Genomic DNA, 21,893 nt, shown 5'->3' with positions numbered 1-21,893 from the left:
TAACCGTAAAAAATGGGATTGCAGGGATTAAATCAGGGAACCGGCGGGCTGCTGATCTCCTGGATTTTTGCGGTGATAGCTCAGTAACAGCACCCATAAGACAGCCAGGCACAAACCGTACGCCATAGCCCCGTAAGAGACGGAGATATCAATGCCACAGACACGGGAGAAGCGGTCGGCTGTATCGCAGATATTTTTAATGGCCAAAATGAACACAACCGTGTTCACGGCCATGGCAAGCCAGGCGGAAAGCGTGCGTTCTGCCCAGATCAGGCTGGCTACGGCCAGCGCTGACAAAGGCATGACGGAGTGAAGCACACTGGTGCGCCAGGCAGAATAAGCCTGGGACGTGTTGAGCCAACTTTCGCTGACGTGCGCAAAGGGAAAGAGTCCGAGCACAATCAGAACAGCGCACAGGAAAAAGATCAGTTTCCTGATGGTAAGGGTGAACACGATAACGGTAGAGATTCGCTTTATGAGGATTTCGAGTGTAACTGATGTGTTTTATGCGCAAAGACAAGTTATGTAAGTTCATTGACACAATTTGCGATAAATTTGTTACTTAAAGATAGCATAAACGCAGGAACATTCGAATTTAATCATGGTTTCATGACAAAACGACGAGAGCGCAGTGCAGGGTGGGGAGATACCCACCCGGAAGACGGTCGTGCCCGTGCGCTGAGCGGATGAAATTGACAGGAGAAAAACGATGAGAATGGCCGCTGCGTGCTTGAGCACCGTACTAAGTGTCATGGCTTTGCCTGTGTGGGCGGATAATCCCGCCTGTCAGTATCGGGCGGCCGAAATTCAGAATCAGATCGACTATGCCCGAGAGCATGGCAATGTGCATAAGCAGCGCGGCTTGGAGCGCGCCTTGACCCAGGTCCAGCAGCATTGCAAGGACGAAGATCTGCTGCGAGATGCACAGGAAGCGATCCGTGAGCAGCAAGAGGAGATTCAGGAGCGGATGGAGGAAATCGCTCAACAAACGCGCAAGGGAGATACTGACAAGGTTCGGAAGCTCGAGCAGAAACTTGAGCGCGACCGGATCGAGCTGGAGCAGTTACAGGAGGAGTTGAACGAATTGCAGGCGTTGGGCGCGATGTAAAAGAGCGGCGACGCAGGCAAGGGGGGTAGGGGTCAGTGCCCTCTGCAAATAGTCTGCGCCAAGGGGTTCAACGCAGAACACGGGCCCCTTGTGGGGCTACGCGCCGTGGAATGGGAAAGGACTGCTTATAATCACAGCTGTGGTGGGCACAATGTTGTAGGCCGATCACGTATAAAACAAGAGTGGTATGAGCAGAAAGAAGATGGGTCGCGGTATAGGAAAAAGCAGCAGCAGGAAAAAAACAGGGGGAGCGGGTCCGGCTCGTTTTTTGAAATCTGTCCTGGCCGCCGCTCTGACCAGTTTCGGGATTGCCACGGCCTGGCTTCATCCCCAGGGGCTGAACTGGCAAAGTGTGGAGCCCTGGTTGCAGTCGCTGGGCTTGCCTGGCTACACGGCTCAGGACCATGTTCCCGTGCCGGCGTCTGTAGATGGTTATGTTCAGACTTCTTTTGCTCATTGTCCACAGTTCTTTCCCGGCGCCCGACCTGTGGTGCCGATGGCTTACACGCAAAGAGAGCTGTGCTTTAGCTCTTTTGCGATCTTGCATAGCGGTCAAACCAAAACGCCGGTGTTTGTAGCGCAGCGCTTGAATCGACAGCATATTCAGGCGGCCAAAGGCATCAAACGCACCGACCGGTTTTACGCCGAGGCGCGTTTGCCTCGGGCCGAGCGGGCTGAGTTGAATGATTATCGGGGCTCGGGCTATTCACGTGGACATATGGCACCGGCTGGCGACATGGCCTCCGAACAGGGCATGGCTCAAAGCTTTTCGCTGGCCAATATGGTGCCGCAAAATCAGATTCATAACGCGGGACCCTGGAACAAGATCGAAGCTGACACGCGTCAGTATGTCTCTCGTGCGGCAGGTCAAGTCTATGTGTTTACCGGACCTGTTTTTGAGCGTAATGCCAGGACGATCGGGGCCAATCAGGTTGCCGTGCCCAGTCATTTGTTCAAGCTGGTTTACGACGCCACCACAGGGCGCGCCTGGGTACATTGGCAGGCTAACCAAGCCTCTACCCGTGCGGGGCCGCCGATCAGCTATCCAGAGTTCGTGCGCCGTACCGGTTTGCACCTGCTGCCCGATTTAAGCCTCAAAGGGGCGGAGTAAAAACCGTTTTTGGGGTGCCGCCGTCGGGTTGTGCTACTTGTTCAGGACCGCGTGGACCTGATCTTCGGAAAAGTACACGCTGTCACCTTGTTCAAAAACGGTGTAGCTGATGTTCTGCTCACTGACCACGCCCCGGAAATAAGCTTTTGGGGTGGCGGGCGCCTGGGTGATACGAACCGTGATATAGCGTTCGCTGGTGTAGGAAACCAGTTGCACGTGCATGTCCGGTTTCAGATCCAGCGCCCCGGGAAACCGGTCCAGGTCGTCATGGCTGACCACAACCCGGAAAGCCGTGGGTCGGTGAATGACATAAGCCTCCTTGATGCGGTGATGCAAGGTCAGCATCCTGTGCGCCTCTGCGCTGCGTGCCTGATTCGGAGTGCGGACCTGCTCTTCCAGCTCAGCGCTTGGCATGATGTTCAGGACTTGGGCTAAAAGCAGAAATTGTTCGTGAGTCATGAATTGCAAATTGTCAGAAAAAGAGAATCGACGTGCTTTGGAGCCTCGGGGTACAGTGTGCCTATTGTCCGCGATTGGCTTTTGTTTCCATTGGCGGTAAATGCAATAAAGATTTTTTGTGGGGAAAACGCAATGATGGTTCGACGACTAACTCAAAGTGCGGCGGTGTTGGGTTTGGCCGCTTTGCTGGCCGCATGTTCTTCGCCCAAGCCCGGTGCTGGCCCCGTATCAAAACTCTTTAACGAATGTACCTGGGACCGGGAATCCTGCATGTACGAGGGTCGGTACGAAGCGGGCGAGAGTGAGTACGCCGAACGCCAGGCCCGTGATTTGAACCGTCAGTCGGCGGCGCGTTTGCGTCAAAGCCGCCTGTGATTTCTTGGTGGCAGTGAGCGGCCGGCGTTGCACGTCGAGGGTGTGAGCGTGGTGCGAGCGCTATTGGAAAGCAGACAAATTGCCATCTATTTTGGGGTGATGGTGCTTGCTGCCGGTCTTTCCCAGGTCTGGGTGTTGCCGGTCAGTCTAGTGGACTGGATCAATCCGGCGCTGGGCTTCATGCTGTATGTCACCTTTTTGCAGGTGCCCCTTGCCCAGTTGGGCAAGGCGCTGACGCAATGGCGCTTTCTGCTTGTTTTGCTGATTGCCAACTTTGTTCTGATTCCTCTGCTGGTATTTGCCTTGTTGCCTCTGCTGCCCGAGCACGATTTGTTGCGCTTGGGTGTGTTGCTGGTTTTGCTGGCTCCGTGTGTCGACTATGTGGTGACCTTTGCCCATATGGGCCGGGCTGATGCACGTGCACTCTTGGCCGCTACCCCGATATTACTGGCTCTGCAAATGCTGTTGTTGCCTGCCTACCTGCGTTTGGCCTTGGGAGAGCAGTTGGCGTTGTCTATTCAGGCCAGACCCTTTCTGAACGCCTTCGGCTTTCTGATTCTGATGCCGCTGCTACTGGCGGCTGCCACTCAGTATCTCGCTGCCAAACGTGCGGTTTGGGCGAAGATCCATCTTGGTTTGGGTTTGGCGCCTGTGCCTGCCACCGCTGCGGTGCTTTTTATGGTGGTGGCCGCTGTTTGGCCGCAATTGGAACCCGCACTGGACGTGATAGGGCGCATCGTACCGGTTTACCTATTATTTGCGGTTCTGGCCCCGATGATTGGCTGGGCGGCGGCGCGGCTGGCGGATCTGGCAGCTCCCATGCGGCGTGCCGTTGCATTTAGCACTGCCACGCGTAATTCGCTGGTTGTCCTGCCGTTGGTTCTCGCGATTCCCGGCGCCATGCCTTTGCTGCCAGCCATCATTTTGGCCCAAACCTTGGTGGAGTTACTGGCACAGCTGGTCTATGTGCGTATGGCAACTCGACGCCAAGAAGGTACGCAGGCTTGAGCAGGCCTGTGAGCCCTGCACAGTTCTTTCTTATAGCGCTTATAAAAAAACCCACATGGTGATGCGCTAGCTACGCTCTATGATCTGCTCCGCCTCCGTGCCGAGTGCAATCTTTTGTGGCGTGCCTGTTCTGTGCTCGCCTATTTACTACTTGGGAAAACTTCAACATGCTAGTTGCCGCTTTTCTGGCGTTTGCAGGCCTGTGCCTGTTCGTGAATGGTGTTCGTCTCTACTACTCTGAAGGCCACCACACGGAAAGACTGGTGAGCGCCAAAGATGCCGCCATCGTTAATTTGTTCACCGCTGTACTGGGATTTATCTGTATGTCCCACATCCTGAATCCCGCCAACAGCGCTGCCTATTCCCCTTTGTCAGCTGTCTATCTGGGCCTGTTTGCCTTGACTTACTTCTGGGTGGGGGTGAATGCCTTCACAGGCAGTGATGGTCGGGCCCTGGGATGGTACTCCTTGCTGGTGGCGTGTATAGCTGTTCCGGCTGCATTGACTAATTTGCGCGTGGCCGAGCAGGTTTTTGACTACTGGCAGGTAGTGAGCTGGCTGTCCTGGGCTGTGCTCTGGTTCATGTTCTTCTTGCTGCTGGTTCTGAACAAGCCTATTGCCAGGCTGACTGGCCTGGTATCTGCGGTGCAAGGGGTACTAACGGCCCTGTTGCCGGCGTTGCTGTATTTTTGGGGTGTGATTTAGGCTCCAGGCTGGAGGGAAAAGAGAGCCCCTCCAGTTCGGGCTGCAAACCCAAGACCGCTATGGCGGTCTTTTTTTATAGGATCGCTTGATACGGGGGGCGCAGTGTGCTTGCGTGTTTTCATTGAGTAAGCTGTTAAGACGCGGGCCAGCTGAGAGGGTTTTTAAGGAAAAATGAAAAGTAAATTAAGGCGGCTAAATATTTGGTTGGCCGTGGGGAATTAACAAATATACTTCCCTAATTTACATGGGAATTGTTAATGATTTTTTTAATTGATGCTAAAGTGAATGGGTTTGCTAGTAATAAGCCGATGCGGTTATTGATTTTTCACTTTTTTAGTGGAATAGGCATATGGCTTTACGATTTTTGATTGATCCGTGAAGGAGTTTGAATCGTGTACCATGCAGCCGCTTCCAGTCCAGCCCCCCAGCCCAGGCCGGAGCCTAAACCCATGCGTTGGCCTGGTGATTTTCCGGGTAAACATGATAGGCAGGATTAGCTTCTGCTAGATGCAAAAAACCGCTCTCCTTGAGCGGTTTTTTCTTATTTGAAAATTAACCCTGTCAGACCTCTACCCCTGAGAGAACCAGGTGTATGCATATAAAAGCAAAAATCAGTTTTTTCGAATGAGAAAGAGGCGGCTAAGGTTTACCGGTCTTGGCTAAGAAGAATGGCTGAAAGAGGGCTTGCAGAAAGGCATGATGAGGCTTGCAACGCGTTGGGAACATAGTCTGTTAGCAATTTTGGAAATAGGCTGGCTACCGCTCTTTCTTTTTCAAGCCCTTTATAAGCAAAACCGGCTTATTTATAACATCCAAAAAAAGGTACAACGACGATGAAGAAAAGGAGAGGGATGCTGCCTTTCTTTTTGTTGATTCACGGCGTGGTAATGGAAAAAAAGTGCTGCTGATTTGCTTTAATGCTGAAATAAAAGACGGCGGAGTTTTTGTGCTTTATGTCAAGAAAGAAGCGGAATGAAGATGGTACTTGCAATCAAGGGATAGAGGTTTTTCTGGTGATCGATTTTTAACTCAAAAGTATGGTGGCTGATAGCTTGGGGTGTTTGTTTTTTTGTTGTTTTCTATACGGTAACTAGGTCGCTGTATATCAGTATCTTCGGGAATAGGCGCAGTAGGGGCTGGCTATATATCGTTGCCGACAGTAATCTATGATTTGGTGGCTTTCTACCTGATTCGCTGGATGGGGTTTTTACCTAAGTGCCCCAGGCAGTGGCAAAGCAGGAGTCAATGTCATTTATGGGCGATAGATGCTAGCTGATATGGTATTTCAATAATAGTTTTAATTCTTATTTAGGCGTATAGGAAAACGAGATATGCCAAGCAACCCTCAGCCAAACCCCACCCCTAATCCGGACCCTAAGCCCACCCCGGCTCCGGAGCCCGTTCCCGGCCCGAAACCGATGCGCTGGCCCAGTGACTTCCCGGGAAAGCATGATCGACACTCGTGACCGCTGACGAGTGATTCCAGAAGCAAACTTTCGAGTCTTGTAGCCTTAGGGCCGGCGCTTCGTATTCAACGGTGTTTTCGCCCGTTTCCTCCTTCGCAAGGCATAGGTAGAGCGTTGCGCGCACGGACGACTACCGCACAAATTCGCTAGGTAAATTGTGCCCGCCGTGTGGATAAAATGCCGGTACGTGAATTGAGCTGAAAGAAATTTTTGGGGAGTAGCGGAAATGAGTAGGGCAAAACAAGATGACAACGTGCTTTTTTCAGTGCGCATGCTGGCAGTGTCCCTCGTGTTGGCGATGAGTAGTGCGGCTGCCAAGGATGTGTCAGTCACCTTTTCTCATAAGGATTGGGATCTGAGCTGTGATAACACCCTGACTTGTCGTGCCGCCGGTTACGCACCTGAGAGTGAGGAGCCAGGTTCAACCGTGCTGTTAACTCGTAAGGCAGGCAGGGGGGAGCCGGTTGTCAACAAGGTGATGCTTGCGCACTATGACGATGCTCAGCAGCAGACAGGTGCGGCGCCAGAACTGTTTATCGCAGGTCGTACTGCAGGCCGATTAAGCTCGGCGGGCGATGAATCATGGCAAATGAGCGAGGATCAGTTCACTCGCTTTCTGGCGGCCTTGAAAAAAGACGATGCTCTGTCTTTCCGCCGGGATGACCGAACCTATTTGTTCTCAGGGGCAGGTTCAAGTGCGGTCTTGCTGAAAATGGATGATGTGCAAGGGCGCGTGAATACGCCAGGGGCGATTTTACGTCAGGGAAAGGCGAGTGAGTCGACGGTGAAGCTCCCCCTTGACGCCCCTCGTATTACTCGTGCCCCGGTTATCGATAAGAACCTTCGTCCCATGAATCAGCAAGAGGACGCCTTGATTCGGCCAGTGCTGTTGCAGGCGCTGGCAGCCGATGCCGAGCAGTCCTGTAGTGATGACAGACTGTCCGAACCTTGGGAAATCGCACGACTTGATCCGCAGTTTTCCCTCGTTGCCGCACCGTGCTGGCTGGCGGCTTATAACGCGGGGGACGCCTATTTTCTTGTCAGTAATACCATGCAGTCGGCTCCCGTGTTGGTGAGTGACAGTGCTACCGGGTACGACAATGGTCTTATCTCCTCTGCGATGAAAGGCCGCGGGTTGGGGGATTGCTGGAGCTATGAAACATCGGTCTGGGATGGCAGCCGCTTTGTAGAAAGTGAACGTGGTGATACGGGGCGTTGTGCCCTGATTCGGGCAGGAGGAGCCTGGGATATCCCGGTCTATGTCAGCGAAGTGGTCGGACCCTAGGGAACAAACCGGCCACGGACGCCGTTTGCAGGGCATCCTTGGGCGTGCCGGCCCAAGGGGCCGGTGCAAGCGCCTATACGGTCACCGAATCAGGGCGCGTTCCAGGCGGGCCCTGATCTTTTTTTGCCAGTTCAGGCACTTGCCTAGGGTGAAAATCCACGATAGAATCTACGTCTTTCGTGTTGCGAACGTGGCGGAATTGGTAGACGCACCAGATTTAGGTTCTGGCGCCGAGAGGTGTGAGAGTTCGAGTCTCTCCGTTCGCACCATCAAACGAAAGCCGTTGTTTTACAAAATCAATTTTAAATACGTCAACGGTTTCGTTTTTTCTTCTTATTGTCTGGCTTTTGACAGACTGCTTTCACGCTTTCCAGCGTCTGGCCCTAGTGCACAGAGTTTATTTGCGGTGGTGGGTCGATTTGCTCGGGAGGCTACCTTCTGCGGCAGCCTATTGCGTATCACCCCATTCAGTGACGTTTAGGACTCTTGGCGATCAGGCCACGTGCCTGCCAATCAGCCTGCTGTTCGGCGCTGATGCCTAGGCTGTTCAAGATGTCTTCCGTGTCCTGGCCCAGACGGGGGGCGGGGCGGTATAGGCCGCCGGGCGTCTCGCTCAGCTTGGGGACGATGCCAGGGACTTTCAACGGTGTGCCATCGGGCAGTTGGCTGTCGAGCAACATGTCGCGTGCCTGATAGTGCGGGTCGGCCGCTATGTCGGCAATGTCGTAAACACGACCGGCTGGAACGCCTGCCTGATCCAGAATTTCCAGCACCTTGTCCAGTTCCAGGGCGCTGGCCCAGTGGCCGATGGCCGCATCAATCACACCTGCGCTCCTGGCACTCCCATCGTTATGGGCGTAGTCCGGGTTGTCGGCCATGTCGGCACGGCCAATTGCGACCATCAGGCGTTTGAAGATACTGTCGCCGTTGCCCGCGATCAAGGCATATTTACCATCTTTGCATACATAGGCATTGCTGGGCGTGATGCCCGGCAAGCTGCTGCCGGCTGGTTCACGTATGGCGCCAAACGCAGCGTATTCCGGTAGCAGGCTTTCCATCATGTTGAAAACGGCTTCGTAGAGGGCGACATCGATATACTGGCCGACGCCTCCGTTTTGTTCACGTTGCCGCAGAGCCATCATGATGCCGATGACGCCGTGCAAAGCGGCCAGCGAGTCGCCAATCGACACGCCGACACGCACGGGCGGGCGCCCGGCCTCGCCGCTCAGGTGGCGCAAGCCGCCCATGGCCTCACCGATGACGCCAAAGCCAGGCTTGTCCTTGTAAGGGCCGGTCTGTCCATAACCCGAGACCCGCAACATGATCAGGCCGGGATTGATTGCCTTGAGGTCTTCCCAGCCCAGCCCCCATTCCTCCAGGGCGCCAGGACGAAAATTCTCGATGAGGATGTCGCATTCCTTGACCAGGGCGCGCACCACGTCCTGGCATGCAGCTTGACGAAGGTCCAGAGCCAGCGACTTCTTGTTACGAGATTGCACCTCCCACCAGACCGAGTTACCGTCATGCAGCAAACGCCATTTACGCAAGGGGTCGCCGCCTTTAGGGGATTCGATCTTGATAACGTCCGCGCCAAATTCGCCCAGGATCTTGGCGGCAAAGGGGCCGGCGATCAATTGGCCCAGTTCCAGGACCCGGATGCCGCCTAAAGGGGTGTTCATGTGCATGTCAGTCTTGCGTCGGGAAGGTAAAGTAAGGGATGATAGTCCGGCACGGCTGTATTGTCTTGACAGGAAATTATGATTCAAAATACGTTTGTTTGGATTTACCGTGCCAGTTTCCGGTAAAATGCCGGATTACTCTTATCAATTACTCAATTTAATATAGGTCTTCAATGCAGCCCGAGGTTGAAATTCTGTCCGGCTTGGAGCGCCGAGTCGATGTGGTCGTTTCGGTGGCCGACGTAGAAAAACAAGTCCAGGCCCAGCTCAAGCGTGTGGCTCGTACGGCCAAGGTACAGGGCTTCCGTCCCGGTAAAGCGCCTTTGTCCGTTGTCGAGCGCAGCCACGGCCCTGGTATCCGTTACGACGCCATCAACGAAGAAATCGGCAAAGCTCTGGACAAAGTGATCCAGGACTCCAAACTGCGTGTTGCTGGCACGCCCAATCTGGAAGCCAAAGAAGGCGACGTGCCTGAAGGCACCATGGCCTTTACCGCCACGTTCGAAGTCTATCCTGAAGTGAGCTTGCCTGATTTGTCCAAGCTGGAAATCAAGCGTGCCAACACGCCTGTGACCGACGAAGACATCCAGCGCACCGTAGACGTGCTGCGCAAGCAACGTGCCAACTACGAATCCAGTGCTGATCGCGCGGCTCAGGAAGATGACCGTATCACGCTGGACTTTGTGGGCACCATCGACGGCGTCGCCTTTGAGGGCGGTAGCGCTGAAGGGTTCCAGTACCTGCAAGGTCGTGGCCGCATGCTGCCTGAGTTCGAAACGGCTGTTGCCGGTATGAAAGCAGGCGAAACCAAAACATTCCCCCTGGAATTCCCTGCCGATTACACCGGCAAGGAAGTGGCTGGCAAAACAGCCGAATTCAAGATCACCGTGACAGACGTGGCCCAGCCTGTTCTGCCCGAGCTGGATGCTGAATTTGCCAAATCCCTGGGTCAGGCTGAAGGCGATGTCGAGGCCCTGTTGGCTGATATCCGTGCCAACATTGAGCGCGAGATCAAGGCTCGTGTCCACGCTCGCAACAAGTCTGCTGTGATGGATGCATTGTTGTCTGCCAGCGATTTCGAGGTCCCCAAGGCCTTGGTGGACAACGACGTGCAAGGTCGTATTGCTTCGGCTCGCGCTGAACTGAAAGACCGTGGCGTGCCTGATGCCGACAAGATGCCTATTCCGGCCGAGGCGTTCCAGGAAGAATCCACTCGCCGTGTGCGTTTGGGTCTGCTGGTCTCCGAACTGGTCAAGGCCGCTGAATTGCAAGCCAAGCCAGAGCAGGTTCGCGCCCGCATCGAAGAATTTGCCCAGAACTACGAACAGCCCGCCCAAGTGGTGGCCTACTACTTGTCCGATCGCCAGCGTCGCGCCGAGATTGAGGCAGTGGTACTCGAAGACAATGTCGTCGAGCACGTACTGTCCCAGGCCAAGGTGACCGACGAGGAGGTGGCGTTCGACCAAATCATGGGAACCAACTAAATGTCGTCAACCTTTGTCGACTTCTACGCCTCAATGCATGGGGGGCACTCCGTTGCCCCTACGGGTTTGGGCTATGTGCCTATCGTGATCGAGCAGTCTGGTCGGGGAGAGCGTTCTTACGATATCTACTCCCGCCTGCTGCGCGAGCGCATCATTTTTCTGGTGGGCCCGGTTCATGACAACTCGGCCAATCTGATCGTGGCCCAGCTGCTGTTTCTGGAGTCGGAAAATCCTGAGAAGGATATTTCGCTCTACATCAATTCGCCCGGTGGCTCGGTCTATGCAGGCCTGGCCATCTACGACACGATGCAGTTCGTCAAGCCGGAAGTCTCGACATTGTGTACCGGCATGGCTGCCAGCATGGGTGCGTTCTTGCTGTCTTCGGGCGTCAAGGGCAAGCGCCTTGCCTTGCCCAACTCGCGCATCATGATTCATCAGCCCTCGGGCGGTGCGCGGGGGCAGGCTTCCGATATCCAGATTCAGGCCAAGGAAATTCTGAGCCTGCGCGAGCGTTTGAACAAGATCCTGGCCGAGAACTGCGGTCAGCCTGTCGAGCGTATCGAGCTGGATACCGAGCGTGACAACTTCATGGCAGCTGAAGACGCTGTGGCCTATGGCCTGATCGACAAGGTGATGAGTACTCGTGACGAGTAATCACCTTCCCCTGCGAGGGGCGGTCTGAAGCAGTACTATGGCTGTTCGGGGGCGGGACTTGTTCCCGTCCTTTTACCATCCTGAAGTGAAATTTAAATTTATGTCCGAAAAGAAATCGGCCGACGAGAAAGTTCTGCATTGCTCGTTTTGCAACAAAAGCCAGCATGAGGTCAAAAAACTGATCGCTGGGCCTTCGTCCGTGTTTATCTGCGACGAATGTATTGATCTGTGTACCGATATCATTCGTGACGAAGCGGCGGGCGCCACTCCTGATGGTGAACGCAAGGAATTGCCTACTCCCCGGGAAATCAAGGAATTTCTGGACGGGTATGTGATTGGCCAGGAGATGCCCAAGCGCACCTTGGCCGTAGCGGTGTACAACCACTACAAACGAATTCGTAGCGGCAAGGCAAGCCGTGACGATGTAGAGCTGTCCAAAAGCAATATCTTGCTGATCGGGCCAACGGGTTCGGGCAAAACGCTGCTGGCCCAGACACTGGCCCGCATGCTGGATGTGCCTTTTGTGATGGCCGACGCCACGACGCTGACCGAGGCCGGCTACGTGGGCGAGGACGTTGAGAACATCGTTCAAAAACTGCTGCAAAACTGCGATTACGATGTGGAAAAAGCGCAGCGCGCCATTATCTACATCGACGAAATCGACAAGATTTCCCGCAAGTCGGATAACCCTTCGATCACCCGCGACGTCTCGGGCGAGGGCGTGCAACAGGCACTGCTCAAGCTGATTGAAGGTACGGTGGCGTCTGTGCCCCCGCAAGGTGGCCGCAAACATCCGAATCAGGACTTTGTGCAAGTGGATACCACGAGCATTCTGTTCATTGTGGGTGGTGCCTTTGACGGTCTGGAAAAGGTGATCCGAGACCGTACGGAAAAATCTGGCATTGGCTTTGCTGCTTCGGTGAAAGCCAAGTCTGAGCGCGGCGTTGGCGAATTGTTCTCCGAAGCCGAACCCGAGGATCTGATCAAGTTTGGTCTGATTCCCGAGCTGGTGGGCCGGTTGCCAGTGGTAGCCACGCTGGAAGAGTTGCATGAAGATGCGTTGATCCGCATCCTGACCGAGCCTCGCAATGCGCTGGTCAAGCAATTCCAGAAATTGCTGAACATGGAAGGGGTGGAGCTGGAAGTTCAGCCCGAAGCCCTGCGCGCCGTTGCTCAGCGGGCCATCAAACGTCGCACCGGCGCTCGCGGTCTGCGCAGTATTGTCGAGCAGGCCCTGCTTGATACCATGTACGAGTTGCCCTCGCGCAAGGACGTCAGCAAAGTGGTGCTGACCGAAGATGCGGTTCTTGGAAAGAGTAAACCCGAATTGATTTTGGGTCGTCCTTTGTCCGATAGTGAAGCCAGTGACACTGAGTCGCCCTTGAAAAACGCAGTAGCTTAGAGATATTTGCTTGCTGGTGCTCGCTCTGGCTTCGGTCAGAGGCGCGCAGGCAAGACAGGGCGGCAGGCAAGGATTAAGAAAGGGGTGAGAAACCTACGGGCGTAAACGTTGGCCTTTCTTTAACTTTGTAAAGTTCTGTTCTCATGTTCGTTCGGCCTACTTGAAATATCAAAATTTGCCACAATCTGAGCTACAACAGGTTAAACCGTGAAAGGGAAGCCCAGGCTTCCCTTTTGCGTCTAAGGACATTTATAGGAAATGACTATGTCTGCGAGCCAGATTCTTTCTACGGAACCTATTGAGCTGCCGCTGCTTCCTTTGCGCGATGTAGTGGTGTTCCCTCACATGGTGATTCCGCTTTTTGTGGGCCGGCCTCGCTCGATTAAAGCTCTTGAGCTGGCGATGGAGTCCGGCAACAATATTATGCTGGTGGCGCAAAAGTCCGCGGGCAAGGACGATCCTGCTCCCGAGGATCTCTACGAAATTGCGTGTGCTGCCAGTATTTTGCAAATGCTCAAGCTGCCCGATGGCACGGTTAAGGTGCTGGTCGAGGGTTTGCAGCGCGCTCGCATCACGCAGGTCCAGGATGCGGAAACCCACTTCATGGCCTCCGTGGTCGAGGTGCCCGGTGATGCCGGTGATGCGGCTGAAACCGAAGCGCTGCGCCGTGCTGTGCTGAGCCAGTTCGAGCAATACGTCAAATTGAACAAGAAAATTCCTCAGGAGATTCTCACTTCTCTGACGGGGATTGATGACGCCGGTCGTCTGGCCGATACCATTGCTGCTCACTTGCCTTTGAAGTTAGAGCAAAAGCAAGGCATGCTGGAAACGCCCAAGGCTATGGAGCGTCTGGAAGGCTTGTTGTCTCAGTTGGAAGGCGAAATTGACATCTTGCAGGTCGAGAAGCGTATTCGCGGCCGTGTGAAAAAGCAGATGGAAAAGAGCCAGCGTGATTACTATCTGAATGAGCAGGTCAAGGCCATTCAGAAAGAGTTGGGCGAAGGCGAGGACGGTGCGGATGTTGAAGAGCTGGAAAAACGCATCGAACAGGCCCAACTGAGCAAAGAGGCGCTTAAGAAAGCCGAATCCGAAATGAAGAAGCTCAAGCTGATGTCGCCGATGTCAGCCGAAGCTACGGTGGTGCGCAACTACATTGAAACGCTGGTCGGCTTGCCGTGGCGTAAAAAGAGCCGTATCAATAACTCCTTGAGCAATGCCCAGGATGTGTTGGATGCGGATCACTTTGGCCTGGAGAAGGTCAAGGAACGGATTGTCGAGTACCTGGCAGTGCAACAGCGCGTGGACAAGCTCAAGGCACCTATCCTGTGTCTGGTTGGCCCTCCGGGTGTGGGTAAAACCTCTTTGGGTCAGTCGATAGCCAAGGCCACGAACCGCAAGTTCATTCGCATGGCTTTGGGTGGGGTGCGTGACGAGGCCGAGATTCGTGGTCACCGCCGTACGTACATCGGCTCCATGCCCGGCAAGGTGGTTCAGAACATGAGCAAGGTGGGTGTACGCAACCCGCTGTTCCTGTTGGACGAGATCGACAAGATGGGTGCGGATTTCCGTGGTGATCCATCCTCGGCATTGCTGGAGGTTCTGGACCCTGAACAAAACCACACCTTCCAGGATCACTACCTGGAAGTGGACTACGACCTGTCCGATGTGATGTTTGTGGCAACCAGCAACACCTTGAATATTCCACCGGCCCTGCTGGACCGTATGGAAGTGATTCGTCTGTCGGGTTACACCGAAGACGAAAAGGTGCGGATTGCCTTCGATTACCTTCTGCCCAAGCTGATGAAAAACAACGGCGTACGCGAAGGCGAACTCGAGGTGACGGAAGATGCCGTGCGCGACATCGTACGCTACTACACGCGGGAAGCGGGTGTCCGTTCGCTGGAGCGGGAAATCAGCAAAATCTGCCGCAAGGTGGTTCGCAAATTGCTGGTAGCCAATCCTCAGGCTGGCACACGAGCGTCCCGTCACAAGGTTTTGACGCAGGAAACCCTGGTGGTTAACTCGGAGAACCTGAGCGAATACCTGGGCGTGCGTCGTTTCTCCTTCGGCCTGGCCGAGAAAGAGAACAAGATTGGTCAGGTGACTGGTCTGGCCTGGACCGAGGTGGGTGGCGATTTGCTGACCATCGAAGTCGCCGATATGCCCGGTAAAGGCAATGTGCTGCGTACCGGTTCGATCGGTGACGTGATGAAAGAGTCGGTCGAAGCGGCCCGTACGGTTGTGCGATCCCGTGCTCAGAAGTGGGGTATCCCCAATACGGTGTTTGAGAAGCGTGATCTGCACGTACACTTTCCAGAGGGCGCGACGCCCAAGGATGGTCCATCGGCCGGTATCGCCATCACGACCGCTATCGTATCCAGCCTGACGGGTATTCCGGTTCGTGCCGACGTGGCCATGACGGGTGAAATCACCTTGCGCGGCGAAGTTCTGCCTATCGGTGGCTTGAAAGAGAAGCTGTTGGCAGCGCAACGCGGCGGTATCAAAACCGTGATGATCCCGGAGGAAAACGTCAAGGACTTGGCGGATATTCCCGATAACGTGAAAAACACGCTTGAGATCATTCCGGTGCGTTGGATTGATCGCGTATTGGAAGTAGCGCTGCAAGATCCCGTCACGCCCTTGAGCGACGAGGAAGTGGCTCGTTTGGCTGCTGAAGCCCTGGCGGCCTCTCGTGCTGCTGGTGCTGGCTCCGAGTCATTCAAGCACTAAGCCGTTCTTTCTCGCAGTACCAAAAACAGGCTACCTTGGGTTCAAGGTAGCCTGTTTGCATGTTGGGAGTGCTACCCAGGCGGGGCTGAGTCATTCCTGCGCTTGTCGTGCCTGGTAGGGGCAAGCCGTAAAAAACCCCATAGTCCACAATGGGGTATGGGGTTTTGAGCTTGGTCTGTGTATGTCGCCCGGAACCTGGGCCAGGACAGGGGCTTAATGGAGCGGGTTGGTGCGAATGAGACCGACAGCAATGCCTTCCAGGGACAGGGAGTCGGGATCGGTGACGACAATCGGCTCAAAGTCCGGGTTTTCGGGCAAGAGGATTACCTGATTGCTGGAGCGTGACAGGCGCTTGACCGTGACATCATCCCCAATGCGAACCACCACAATCTGACCATTACGTGCCTCGGTGGTTTTTTTGACTGCCAGCAGGTCCCCATCGAAAATACCGGCGTCTTTCATGCTCAGGCCACGTACACGCAGCAGATAGTCGGGCGTTTGAGAGAAAAGGGTGGGGGCAACGCCAATTTCGCGCTCGATATGCTCGGTGGCCAGAATAGGACTGCCGGCGGCAACGCGACCAATGATCGGCAGCAAAAGTGCATCGGCCAAATTGGCCAGTACGTTGTTGCTGCTAGGCGTACTGTCGCGGGTGTCCGTGCCGAGCAGTCGTATGCCGCGCGAAGCGCCGGCCGTCAGCTCGATAGCGCCTTTACGGGCCAGAGCCTTCAAATGATCTTCGGCTGCATTGGCGGACTTAAAGCCCAGCACCTGAGCGATCTCGGCTCGAGTGGGAGGGAAACCGGTCCGTTCGATCTCGGAACGGATGATGTCCAGCACTTGTTGTTGGCGTGCAGTGAGCTTGGCGGTCATAGTATTGTCTGCTGAATATATATACAGTAAAGATTGTGCGTTACCGTTCGTGTTTTGGCAAGCGGCTCAGGCCGTAAAGACTTAACTTTTGGCCTTTGGTGGCACCGAAGCGGGCGGGTTCCAATCCTTGCGGTCCAGTGTATACAGAACATGCGGCACAAGTTTGTGGCCGGCAGGGACGCCGGGATGATCGAAGGTGCCCGGCTGCTCCGTCATGCCCAGACGTTGCATAACGGTTTGCGAAGGGAGGTTCAGTTGCGCGGTGTAAGCAACGATCTGCTCCAGCTCCAGTTCTTTGAAAGCAAAGGCTAGGCAGGCGCGAGCCGCTTCCGTCGCAAACCCCTTGCCCCAGTACTCGGGTAACAGGCGCCAGACCAGTTCTACGCAAGGTTGAAAATACAGGTCGGCCGTGGGGCGGTTCAAGCCCACCATGCCGATGAATGCGCCGGTTTCGTTCAGTTCTACTGCCCAAGGGCCCCAGCCGTGTTCTTCGATCAGACTTTGGCTTCGCTGAGCGATGGCATCACTTTGAGCACGATCCAGCGTTGCGGGATAAAAGCGTAGTGCATGCGGATCACGGTTCAAACGGTGAAAGGGCTCCAGATCGGTGGCGTTCCAAGGGCGGAGAAGCAGGCGGTCGGTATGTAGGGAAATCGCGTCGGTCATGAGTGTTTTCCAAGGGCTGTAACAACAACGCCCTTCCGGAGAAGGGCGTTGGTGGGTAGGGCTAAGGCCGGCTTATTTCAGGACTTGAGCGATGGCCTTGGCCACGACGTCAATGTTCTGGCTGTTCAGTGCGGCAACGCAGATGCGGCCGCTGCTGACCGCGTAAATCCCATGCTCCTGGCGCAGACGCTCTACTTGCTCGGCGGTCAGGCCCGAGTAGGAGAACATGCCGCGCTGTTGCAGAACGAAGTCGAAGTTTTGTGCGACGCCGTGCTCTTTCAGCTTGGCAACCAGCTGGGCGCGCATGTCGCGGATGCGCTCACGCATGCCGGCCAGTTCAGTGGCCCAGGTCTGGAACAATTCGGGAGAGTTCAGTACCGTGGCCACTACTTTGCCACCGTGGGTAGGGGGGTTGGAGTAGTTGGTGCGAATCACGCGCTTGACCTGACTGAGCACGCGCGACGTCTCATCCTTGCTGGATGTGACCAGGGTCAGGGCACCCACACGCTCACCGTACAGCGAAAAGGATTTGGAGAACGAGGAGCTGATGAACATGGACAGCCCCAGCTTGGCAAACAGGCGCACGACGCTGGCGTCTTCGTCCAGGCCGTCACCGAAGCCCTGGTAGGCAATGTCCAGGAATGGAACCAGTTGACGCTCTTTAATCAGTTCGGCGATCTGTGCCCATTGTTCCATGCTGGGGTCCACGCCCGTGGGATTGTGGCAGCAGGCGTGCAGCACCACGATGGACTGGGCGGGCATGGTGCGCAAGGACGCGATCATGCCTTCAAAGTTCAGGCCATGGGTGGCGGCATCGTAATAGGTGTAGGTGTCGACCGTGAAGCCCGCACGCTCGAACAGGGCGCGGTGATTTTCCCAGCTTGGATCGCTGATGTAGACCTTGGACTGGGGCAGCAGCTGCTGCAGGAAATCGGCACCGATTTTCAGTGCGCCGGTCCCGCCCAGAGATTGGACAGTCAGGGCGCGTCCTTCGGCAATGACGGGGGAGTCAGCGCCCAGCAACAGGGTTTGAGCGCCCAGATTGTAGGTGTTGATCCCTTCGATGGGCAGGTAGCTGCGGGCAGCAGCAGTGCTCATCATGGCTTGTTCAGCCTTCTGAACCGCCTGCAAAATCGGGATTCGCCCTTGATCGTCGTAGTAAACACCGACTCCAAGATTTACTTTGCCGCTGCGTTCGTCGGCATTGTATTGTTCGTTCAAACCCAAAATGGGGTCGCGTGGAGCCAGTTCGACGGTTTCGAAGAGCGATGTCATGATGATATGGGGGCGTTAGTGCGGAAAGGTAGAAAAACAAAGCATTAATGTGATAATACGGGCTTACCCTAAAGTGTGTCTAGCATGAAATTTGAGCCTGCCTTTCAAGAATTTCCGGGGAGTTCCTTCAAACTTTTCCAACCTTATTTGCCTGCTGGCGACCAGCCGGCAGCCATCGAGCAGTTGGTCGAAGGGATTAATGATGGCTTGATGTACCAGACCCTGCTGGGGGTGACGGGCTCGGGCAAAACCTACACCATGGCCAACATCATCGCGCGTACGGGACGTCCAGCCATTGTGCTGGCACCCAATAAAACCCTGGCAGCGCAGTTGTATGCCGAGATGCGCGAGTTCTTTCCGCGCAATGCCGTCGAGTATTTTGTTTCTTACTACGACTACTATCAGCCCGAGGCCTATGTGCCCTCGCGAGATCTGTTCATTGAAAAGGACTCGTCCATCAATGAGCACATCGAGCAGATGCGTTTGTCAGCCACGAAAAGCCTGCTGGAGCGACCCGACACCATTATTGTGGGCACCGTGTCCTGCATTTACGGCATAGGTAATCCGGGTGACTACCACGCCATGGTGCTGACCTTGCGCAAAGGCGACCGTATTGCCCGGCAGGAACTGCTGGCGCGTCTCGTGGCCATGCAATATGAGCGTAACGACCTGGATTTTCAGCGTGGGGTGTTTCGGGCCCGCGGTGAGGTGGTTGATATTTTTCCGGCGGAAAACGCGGAGCTGGCTTTGCGGGTCAGTCTGTTTGATGACGAACTGGAAGAGCTGGAGCTGTTTGACCCGCTGACCGGCAAAGTGGTGCAAAAGCTCAACCGCTTTACGGTGTTCCCCAGTTCTCACTACGTGACGCCGCGTGAAACGGTGTTGCGGGCGATTGAAACCATCAAGATGGAGCTGCGTGAACGGTTGGAGTTTCTGACCCGTGAAGGGCATCTGGTCGAGGCGCAACGCCTGGAACAGCGAACCCGTTTTGATCTGGAAATGCTGCAGGAACTGGGGTTCTGCAAGGGAATCGAAAACTATTCGCGGCATTTGTCGGGTGCGGCGCCGGGCGATCCGCCACCGACACTGATTGATTACCTGCCGCGCAATTCCCTGATGTTCATCGATGAAAGCCATGTCACGATCGGGCAATTAGGGGCCATGTATCGAGGTGACCGTTCCCGTAAGGAAACCCTGGTGCAGTTCGGCTTTCGTCTGCCCTCTGCGATGGATAACCGGCCGTTGAAGCTGGAAGAGTTCGAGCGTCGCATGCCGCAGACCGTGTTTGTGTCAGCCACGCCGGCCGCGTACGAGCAGGAACACGCGGACAATGTGGTCGAACAGGTGGTGCGGCCTACTGGCCTGGTGGACCCGGAGATTGAGGTGCGTCCGGCTACCACCCAGGTCGATGATCTGCTCGGTGAAATCAAGCTGCGTACTGCCCAGCAGGACCGGGTGTTGGTGACCACACTGACCAAGCGTATGTCGGAGGACTTGACCGAGTATTTGTCCGAAAACGGAATACGCGTGCGCTATCTGCACTCCGATATTGATACGGTTGAGCGCGCCGAGATCATTCGAGATTTGCGGTTGGGCGTGTTCGATGTTTTGGTGGGGATTAACTTGCTGCGCGAGGGTCTGGATTTGCCCGAGGTGTCTTTGGTGGCGATTCTGGATGCGGACAAGGAAGGCTTCCTGCGTTCGGAGCGCAGCCTGATTCAAACCATCGGTCGGGCGGCGCGCAACCTTAACGGCAAAGCCATTATGTATGCCGACAGGATGACCGATTCCATGCATCGGGCCATTGAGGAAACCGAGCGGCGTCGCGCCAAACAAATTGCCTTTAATGAGGAGAACGGCATTACGCCACGTGGTGTCAACAAGGCTGTGCGCGAGCTGATTGATGGTGTGGTGGCGTCTGATCCGACTGCCGGTTTGCGCGAGGACATTCCCGAGGAGCTGATCCGCGATGAAAAGGCGGCTGCCCGCGAGATCAAGCGTTTAGAAAAAGAGATGATGGATCACGCGCGCAACCTGGAGTTTGAGCAGGCTGCGGCTGCCCGCGACAAGCTGCAACGACTCAAGGCCAAGCTGCTCATGGGGTGATGTGCCGCAAGGCCTGATCGGACAGGGGAAATCAAGGCGCTTCTTTGAACGAAGGAGCGCTTCTTTTATTGTTTTGTTGTGTATTTGCAACTCTTTCTGGACGGATAGTCAGAAAAAACAGGGTTCGGCTATCCGCTTTCATCGCACAGGTGTATTGCTTGATTTACCTCAGCCCATCAAGGGCCTTGATCCGCTAAGCAAACAGTGCCGCGCCTTTGGTTTATTCCATACGTCCATCCTTGGCGTATGGCGCTGATTTGCAGCCTCCAAACGATACGGTTTTGCGGTTTTCAAAGCGGTTGACGGGGGCTGTTTCAGGCTCTGTTCTGTCTTGCCTTATTTGGGGTTTTCCCGCAGACTTTGACGCATTATGAGTAAGGTTCTGTTTGTCTGTACAGGGAATATTTGCCGCTCTCCCAGCGCCGAAGGCGTCTTGCGCCAACTGGTCGACCAAGCCAGCTTGTCGGAAGATATTTTGGTGGATTCAGCCGCTACACATGGCTTTCATGTGGGCGAGCATCCTGACACACGCGCACAAATAGCCGCTCGTAAACGCGGTTATGACATCTCTGCCTATCAGGCCCGACAGGTCCAACGCGAGGACTTTCGCAACTTCGACCTTATCTTGAGCATGGACTGGGAAAACCACGCTGCTTTGCAGCAAATGTGTCCGCCCATTTATCGTCACAAGCTCATGCTGTTGATGCGTTTTGCCACCGACTACGAGGCGGCGACCGTGCCCGATCCTTATTATGGTGGCCAGGAAGGCTTCAATAAGGTCATGGACTATATCGAGGATGCCTGTCAGGGCGTATTCGAACTGGTTCGCAAGCGCGTCCCCCATTACCGTGCCGCCTGAGCGCCGCGATAACACTGCAGTATAAGTGTAAAAACACGCGCTCAAGCACGGTAGTTTCCCCTGTATTTGCTATACTGGACCAAATTGGTCGGATTTGCCTTTGGCATTCCGGCCGCTTTCGCCTTTGGCAAGGAAACTATCATGCGTTTGACGACAAAAGGGCGTTTCGCCGTAACCGCGATGATCGATCTTGCGCTGCGCCAGCAAAGTGGACCGGTGACGCTCGCAGGCATCAGCCAGCGACAGGGAATTTCGCTCTCCTATCTTGAACAGCTCTTTGGCAAACTGCGCCGCCATGAGCTGGTCGATAGCGTTCGAGGTCCAGGTGGTGGCTATACGCTTGCGCGTCTGGCCCGTCACATTACCGTTGCTGACATTGTGTTTGCGGTCGATGAGCCCGTTGATGCCACCCAGTGCGGTGGCAAGGGTAATTGCAAGCAAGGCACAAACGGGCAGAAAGGCGAGTGCATGACTCACGAGCTTTGGGCGACGCTTAGTCGTAAAATGGTCGATTACCTGGATTCCGTCTCTTTGCAGGACTTGGTTGATCAGCAGCGTTTGCGTCAACTCAAGATGGCCGCCCAGGAAGCCGGCCAGCCAGAAGAATGTACCTTGTAGTGGACGCTCGCCGCTACTGATCCGGAGTTTT

General features: G+C 55.1%; 19 protein-coding genes and 1 tRNA gene. 14 read left to right on the top strand and 6 right to left on the bottom strand.

Annotated elements, in window-relative coordinates; all coding sequences use genetic code 11:
* Window positions 1-27: 27 nt before the first annotated feature.
* Window positions 28-453 (bottom strand): DUF202 domain-containing protein, encoded by a 426-nt coding sequence (locus V6936_RS06635; RefSeq protein ID WP_003801422.1) that lies wholly within the window; start codon window positions 451-453, stop codon window positions 28-30.
* A 256-nt stretch (window positions 454-709) separates the two neighbouring features.
* Here V6936_RS06635 and V6936_RS06630 point away from each other — a divergent pair, with 256 nt between their 5' ends.
* Window positions 710-1,108, top strand: coding sequence for a DUF1090 domain-containing protein (locus V6936_RS06630; RefSeq protein WP_003801420.1), 399 nt, complete (start codon window positions 710-712; stop codon window positions 1,106-1,108).
* A 202-nt stretch (window positions 1,109-1,310) separates the two neighbouring features.
* On the top strand, window positions 1,311-2,219 hold the full coding sequence (locus tag V6936_RS06625; RefSeq protein WP_003801417.1) for a DNA/RNA non-specific endonuclease: 909 nt from the start codon (window positions 1,311-1,313) through the stop codon (window positions 2,217-2,219).
* A 33-nt stretch (window positions 2,220-2,252) separates the two neighbouring features.
* Here V6936_RS06625 and V6936_RS06620 read toward each other — a convergent pair whose 3' ends face one another.
* Complete coding sequence (locus tag V6936_RS06620; protein ID WP_003801415.1) at window positions 2,253-2,678, bottom strand: hypothetical protein; 426 nt, start codon at window positions 2,676-2,678, stop codon at window positions 2,253-2,255.
* A gap of 132 nt (window positions 2,679-2,810) precedes the next feature.
* Here V6936_RS06620 and V6936_RS06615 point away from each other — a divergent pair, with 132 nt between their 5' ends.
* From V6936_RS06615 to V6936_RS06595, 5 genes are all read left to right on the top strand, one after another.
* A complete protein-coding gene (locus V6936_RS06615; RefSeq protein WP_003801413.1) occupies window positions 2,811-3,053 on the top strand; it encodes a hypothetical protein in 243 nt (80 codons plus the stop codon).
* Between the two features lie 42 nt (window positions 3,054-3,095).
* Complete coding sequence (locus V6936_RS06610; RefSeq protein ID WP_201024838.1) at window positions 3,096-4,061, top strand: bile acid:sodium symporter; 966 nt, start codon at window positions 3,096-3,098, stop codon at window positions 4,059-4,061.
* Window positions 4,062-4,228: 167 nt separating this feature from the next.
* Window positions 4,229-4,765: an AmiS/UreI family transporter gene (locus tag V6936_RS06605; RefSeq protein WP_219235947.1), complete on the top strand. Its 537-nt coding sequence runs from the start codon at window positions 4,229-4,231 to the stop codon at window positions 4,763-4,765.
* A gap of 1,692 nt (window positions 4,766-6,457) precedes the next feature.
* Entirely contained in the window at window positions 6,458-7,516 is a 1,059-nt protein-coding gene (locus V6936_RS06600) for a DUF1176 domain-containing protein (protein WP_301607206.1), read from the top strand.
* Window positions 7,517-7,700: 184 nt separating this feature from the next.
* Window positions 7,701-7,785 (top strand) — tRNA-Leu (locus V6936_RS06595).
* Window positions 7,786-7,983: 198 nt separating this feature from the next.
* Here the strand turns inward: V6936_RS06595 and V6936_RS06590 are convergent.
* Entirely contained in the window at window positions 7,984-9,195 is a 1,212-nt protein-coding gene (locus V6936_RS06590) for a CaiB/BaiF CoA transferase family protein (RefSeq protein WP_336579615.1), read from the bottom strand.
* Between the two features lie 173 nt (window positions 9,196-9,368).
* Here V6936_RS06590 and tig point away from each other — a divergent pair, with 173 nt between their 5' ends.
* The 4 genes from tig to lon all read left to right on the top strand — a co-directional run bounded on the left by tig (window position 9,369) and on the right by lon (window position 15,465).
* Entirely contained in the window at window positions 9,369-10,679 is a 1,311-nt protein-coding gene (gene tig / locus V6936_RS06585; RefSeq protein ID WP_059317756.1) for a trigger factor, read from the top strand.
* Window positions 10,680-11,333: an ATP-dependent Clp endopeptidase proteolytic subunit ClpP gene (gene clpP / locus V6936_RS06580; protein WP_039943264.1), complete on the top strand. Its 654-nt coding sequence runs from the start codon at window positions 10,680-10,682 to the stop codon at window positions 11,331-11,333. It begins immediately after the preceding gene.
* Window positions 11,334-11,433: 100 nt separating this feature from the next.
* Complete coding sequence (gene clpX, locus V6936_RS06575; RefSeq protein ID WP_039943329.1) at window positions 11,434-12,735, top strand: ATP-dependent Clp protease ATP-binding subunit ClpX; 1,302 nt, start codon at window positions 11,434-11,436, stop codon at window positions 12,733-12,735.
* Window positions 12,736-12,999: 264 nt separating this feature from the next.
* Window positions 13,000-15,465, top strand: a complete 2,466-nt coding sequence (lon, locus tag V6936_RS06570) for an endopeptidase La (RefSeq protein ID WP_003801394.1) — start codon at window positions 13,000-13,002, stop codon at window positions 15,463-15,465.
* 213 nt (window positions 15,466-15,678) lie between these two features.
* On the opposite strand, the gene lexA is transcribed toward lon, so the two are convergent.
* The 3 genes from lexA to V6936_RS06555 all read right to left on the bottom strand — a co-directional run bounded on the left by lexA (window position 15,679) and on the right by V6936_RS06555 (window position 18,279).
* A complete protein-coding gene (gene lexA, locus V6936_RS06565; RefSeq protein ID WP_003801392.1) occupies window positions 15,679-16,338 on the bottom strand; it encodes a transcriptional repressor LexA in 660 nt (219 codons plus the stop codon).
* Between the two features lie 81 nt (window positions 16,339-16,419).
* The gene (locus V6936_RS06560; protein ID WP_240208804.1) at window positions 16,420-17,004 is read right to left on the bottom strand and encodes a GNAT family N-acetyltransferase; all 585 of its coding nucleotides are present in this window, start codon (window positions 17,002-17,004) and stop codon (window positions 16,420-16,422) included.
* A 72-nt stretch (window positions 17,005-17,076) separates the two neighbouring features.
* Window positions 17,077-18,279, bottom strand: coding sequence for an amino acid aminotransferase (locus V6936_RS06555; protein ID WP_003801389.1), 1,203 nt, complete (start codon window positions 18,277-18,279; stop codon window positions 17,077-17,079).
* Between the two features lie 84 nt (window positions 18,280-18,363).
* Between V6936_RS06555 and uvrB the strand changes: the two genes are divergently transcribed.
* The 3 genes from uvrB to iscR all read left to right on the top strand — a co-directional run bounded on the left by uvrB (window position 18,364) and on the right by iscR (window position 21,862).
* On the top strand, window positions 18,364-20,385 hold the full coding sequence (gene uvrB / locus V6936_RS06550) for an excinuclease ABC subunit UvrB (protein WP_301607215.1): 2,022 nt from the start codon (window positions 18,364-18,366) through the stop codon (window positions 20,383-20,385).
* Window positions 20,386-20,752: 367 nt separating this feature from the next.
* Window positions 20,753-21,244 carry a low molecular weight protein-tyrosine-phosphatase gene (locus V6936_RS06545; RefSeq protein WP_039943261.1) on the top strand — a complete coding sequence of 164 codons (492 nt, stop codon included), beginning with the start codon at window positions 20,753-20,755 and terminating at the stop codon, window positions 21,242-21,244.
* Window positions 21,245-21,385: 141 nt separating this feature from the next.
* On the top strand, window positions 21,386-21,862 hold the full coding sequence (gene iscR, locus V6936_RS06540; protein ID WP_051010420.1) for a Fe-S cluster assembly transcriptional regulator IscR: 477 nt from the start codon (window positions 21,386-21,388) through the stop codon (window positions 21,860-21,862).
* Window positions 21,863-21,893: the final 31 nt, after the last annotated feature.

Origin of the sequence: Alcaligenes sp. CHO6, from assembly GCF_037120595.1 — a bacterium.
Taxonomy (GTDB): domain Bacteria; phylum Pseudomonadota; class Gammaproteobacteria; order Burkholderiales; family Burkholderiaceae_B; genus Alcaligenes; species Alcaligenes ammonioxydans.
This window is presented reverse-complemented; position numbering and strand designations above follow the sequence as displayed.

What these genes read in the sequence shown, in the direction of transcription:
- V6936_RS06630 (WP_003801420.1), top strand. Translation starts at nt 710, where the DNA reads ATGAGAATGGCCGCTGCGTGCTTGAGCACCGTACTAAGTGTCATGGCT.
- V6936_RS06625 (WP_003801417.1), top strand. Translation starts at nt 1,311, where the DNA reads ATGGGTCGCGGTATAGGAAAAAGCAGCAGCAGGAAAAAAACAGGGGGA.
- V6936_RS06620 (WP_003801415.1), bottom strand. Translation starts at nt 2,678, where the DNA reads ATGACTCACGAACAATTTCTGCTTTTAGCCCAAGTCCTGAACATCATG.
- V6936_RS06615 (WP_003801413.1), top strand. Translation starts at nt 2,811, where the DNA reads ATGATGGTTCGACGACTAACTCAAAGTGCGGCGGTGTTGGGTTTGGCC.
- V6936_RS06605 (WP_219235947.1), top strand. Translation starts at nt 4,229, where the DNA reads ATGCTAGTTGCCGCTTTTCTGGCGTTTGCAGGCCTGTGCCTGTTCGTG.
- V6936_RS06600 (WP_301607206.1), top strand. Translation starts at nt 6,458, where the DNA reads ATGAGTAGGGCAAAACAAGATGACAACGTGCTTTTTTCAGTGCGCATG.
- V6936_RS06590 (WP_336579615.1), bottom strand. Translation starts at nt 9,195, where the DNA reads ATGAACACCCCTTTAGGCGGCATCCGGGTCCTGGAACTGGGCCAATTG.
- tig (WP_059317756.1), top strand. Translation starts at nt 9,369, where the DNA reads ATGCAGCCCGAGGTTGAAATTCTGTCCGGCTTGGAGCGCCGAGTCGAT.
- clpP (WP_039943264.1), top strand. Translation starts at nt 10,680, where the DNA reads ATGTCGTCAACCTTTGTCGACTTCTACGCCTCAATGCATGGGGGGCAC.
- clpX (WP_039943329.1), top strand. Translation starts at nt 11,434, where the DNA reads ATGTCCGAAAAGAAATCGGCCGACGAGAAAGTTCTGCATTGCTCGTTT.
- lon (WP_003801394.1), top strand. Translation starts at nt 13,000, where the DNA reads ATGTCTGCGAGCCAGATTCTTTCTACGGAACCTATTGAGCTGCCGCTG.
- lexA (WP_003801392.1), bottom strand. Translation starts at nt 16,338, where the DNA reads ATGACCGCCAAGCTCACTGCACGCCAACAACAAGTGCTGGACATCATC.
- V6936_RS06560 (WP_240208804.1), bottom strand. Translation starts at nt 17,004, where the DNA reads ATGACCGACGCGATTTCCCTACATACCGACCGCCTGCTTCTCCGCCCT.
- V6936_RS06555 (WP_003801389.1), bottom strand. Translation starts at nt 18,279, where the DNA reads ATGACATCGCTCTTCGAAACCGTCGAACTGGCTCCACGCGACCCCATT.
- uvrB (WP_301607215.1), top strand. Translation starts at nt 18,364, where the DNA reads ATGAAATTTGAGCCTGCCTTTCAAGAATTTCCGGGGAGTTCCTTCAAA.
- iscR (WP_051010420.1), top strand. Translation starts at nt 21,386, where the DNA reads ATGCGTTTGACGACAAAAGGGCGTTTCGCCGTAACCGCGATGATCGAT.